Origin of the sequence: Paenibacillus filicis, from assembly GCF_038070315.1 — a bacterium.
GTDB lineage: Bacteria > Bacillota > Bacilli > Paenibacillales > NBRC-103111 > Paenibacillus_G > Paenibacillus_G filicis.
Genome location: NZ_JBBPCC010000023.1, coordinates 141,790 through 144,819, shown reverse-complemented (window position 1 = coordinate 144,819; position 3,030 = coordinate 141,790). Strand labels below are relative to the sequence as shown.

Annotated in this window: 3 protein-coding genes; 2 read left to right on the top strand and 1 reads right to left on the bottom strand. The window is 49.8% G+C overall.

The window, feature by feature from the left end; all coding sequences use genetic code 11:
- Nucleotides 1-257, top strand: a 257-nt coding sequence (locus tag WMW72_RS28205) for a hypothetical protein (RefSeq protein WP_341418923.1), incomplete at its 5' end; no start/stop codon positions are given.
- A 226-nt stretch (nt 258-483) separates the two neighbouring features.
- On the opposite strand, the gene WMW72_RS28200 is transcribed toward WMW72_RS28205, so the two are convergent.
- A complete protein-coding gene (locus tag WMW72_RS28200; protein ID WP_341418922.1) occupies nt 484-2,073 on the bottom strand; it encodes a methyl-accepting chemotaxis protein in 1,590 nt (529 codons plus the stop codon).
- 660 nt (nt 2,074-2,733) lie between these two features.
- Between WMW72_RS28200 and WMW72_RS28195 the strand changes: the two genes are divergently transcribed.
- Nucleotides 2,734-3,030: hypothetical protein (locus WMW72_RS28195; protein WP_423227610.1), on the top strand; the 297-nt coding region annotated here is incomplete at its 3' end.

Genomic DNA, 3,030 nt, shown 5'->3' with positions numbered 1-3,030 from the left:
ATCTGCTCATCGGAGTATCCATCGCCGCTTGGGCCAGACTTGTTGTTGTGACGAATTACCTCAATGGAATCATTATTTTGCGGGTTCATGTTGGCCCCTCCTTCGTACAACAGATATTGTACGACATTTTAGCTGAAACATACATCCTTATACCCTCAAGATTAGATTTAAAAACGGTAAATGCCTGCTTTCCACGGTCTTTATACCTGTTTTTTGCAGCTTATTGTGATTCTTTCCCGTTGTTCTCTCATAAGTAAACCATGCCTTGAAACACTTCTCGCAATTTCCCGCTACATGTCTGATTCTACCCTAGGATCTCGTATTCCGGCTCTTCCCCCGGTTCTCCCGCATGCGAGCACTAACTATGGAAATGCCACCTCTCACTTGAAATCTATCAAACAAGCCAAAAAACCCTAACAGCAATGGTTAGGGCTTGTTGACTATCATTGAACCGGTACGGGTTCTAAGAGGTATATCCTTATGTTAATGAGTCTTAAATACAGAAACAGCCGTATTCAACTCTTCCGCAAGGTTAGCTAGCGTCTGACAGGTTGCTGCCGTTTCTTCCGAAGCTGCAGCCGATTCCTGACTGGACGACGCCACCTGCTCGACGGAAGCCATGACCTCGGAGGCCTGAGCTGCCTCCTCCTCACAGGCTGCGGCGATTTCATTCACCTTGCTCGAGGAAGCGTTGACCATGGATACAATCCTGCCGAAGGCTTCCCCCGTCCGCACAGAATGAGAGACGCTCTCCGAAACGGCCGATACGCTCCGTTTCGTATTCTCCTGCATCAGCTTGATAATGACCGAGATTTCCCGCGTTGCCGCTACGCTGCGCTCAGCCAGCTTGCGCACTTCTTCGGCCACCACCGCGAAGCCACGGCCCTGATCCCCCGCTCTAGCCGCCTCGATCGCAGCGTTCAGCGCAAGCAGATTGGTTTGATCGGCAATATCGTCGATCACTTCGATAATTTCCCCGATTTTCAAAGAGTCCTTTTCTAAGGCGGAGATCGTCTGATTGACGGTATCCATGCTCTTGATGGAGTCATCAATGATTTTTCGGCCTTCGTCCGCCGTTTGCACCGTGTTGCCAGTAAGCTCTGCCGCCTGCTCCGCACTTGTAGCTACAAAATTGATCGCCGAGGAGAGCTCCGTGAATAGCTCCGCGATGGACTGGGCAGATTTGGCTTGGGTCGCACTGCCGCTGGCCACTTCCTCCGTCGTTGCTGAGATTTGCTGGGCCGCCGCTGCAAGACTCTGGGAGGAGACGGAGATCCCGCCGAGCAGACTTCTCAAGCTGTCCACCATCCGGTTAATGGAGCCGGCCAGCATACCCACCTCGTCTCGGGTCTGGCGATCCAGTTGATGGCGGAGATCCCCATCGGCTAGCTGGCTGACCAGAACCGCCATCTGTCCGAGAGGACGGGCGATTGTCTGCGCAATCACGTACCCGATCAATATGCTGATGATAAAAGCTCCGATCATGACAGCAAGCATGATCAGACGTGCGTTGTTATAGGCCTGAACGCTATCGACGTTCTTCTGCTCGGCCAACTTCACGTTCAGATCGATCAACCGATTCAGACTTGCTCTCAGTCGTTCTCCTTGTGCCGCCAGCTCCTTGCCCATATAGCTGATGAACTCTGTCTGATCCTGCTTGCGCACGAGCTCGATAGCCTGGTCGTAAGCTTTCTGGTAGGCCTCCCATTCCATATCGAAGACAGCCAGTTCGGCCAGCTCGGGAGGAGTCAGCGTGGTTGAACGATAGGCTTGAATTTTGTTATCGACTTCTTTCTTGAGGCTAGGGATCGTGAGCAATAGCTTTTCCTTATCCGCCTGAGCAGGGGTCAGGCTGGCATCCCGCACGAGTACTCTCAAATTTTGATAGGCAATTTGAGTCGCAGACATCTCTTGGACAGATATCAGGTTATTCGAATACAGTTCGTCCAGATTATCCTTCATCTTGCTTAGTTGGGTCAGGGCATATACACCTACAGCAGCCAAAATCAGGGCAACGCTTACAAACGCCAGAATAAGCTTTGGAGCTGTCTTGAGATTCAGGAACCACTTCATCCTTTTGCACCTCGCCAGTCTTGTTGGATTATGTACGTATCAGTAAGCAAGCCTTGCCAGTGGACGAGAAACGAGAGAAAGCCTTGATCAGACCATTACCTCCTTTTCCATATAAGTTCGACATTTTTCTACATTTATTTCCCTCTTCGAGACAGATTATAGTTCTGAGGAACCTCAATTGCAATTGATATTTTTAAAGTCGCTGATATACTTCTTGCTGCTTTCCATTTATCAACTTGAATCGACATCATCCTTCAAGTTTATCCTGAATTTTCAGAGTCTAAGTATCCAATCCTCCCATTATGTCCAGCGACACAAATTAACAGCAATAATCTGATGAGGGCTATTTGACGCTTACAGTTAAAGTAAAACCAAGGACAAAACTACCCTATCATTAACCTATTTTTCTAAAAATAATTTTTAGTGTAGCTAAAACAGGGTATTAGTCCATGCCTAAAATAAACTACCCACGTACACTGAACCATATCTATAGGGAGGTGTCAGTATTGAGTTGTCAAGATGATAAGAAACGGTGTAAAAAGAAAACCATACTTATTTGCCCTTCGAAAGGAAAGAAAAGGAAACGTTGTCCGCGAGTCATTAAAAAAATAATTCACGTAAAGTGTCCCCCACCTGAAGTGAATGTTACAACTCCGACGGTTGTTGGCCCTCCGGGACCACAAGGACCAACTGGTCCGGCCGGAGGCCCTCAGGGACCTCAAGGACCTCAAGGGTTGCCTGGCCCAGCTGGACAAATGGGACCACAAGGACCAGCCGGAGCAGAAGGTCCGGCAGGACCAAGAGGACCAGTTGGGGCAATGGGACCGGCTGGAGCAACAGGTGCTCCTGGAGCCCAAGGTATACCCGGTCCGGCTGGAGCAACAGGTGCTCCTGGAGCCCAAGGTATATCCGGTCCGGCCGGAGCAACAGGTGCTCCTGGAGCCCAAGGTATACCCG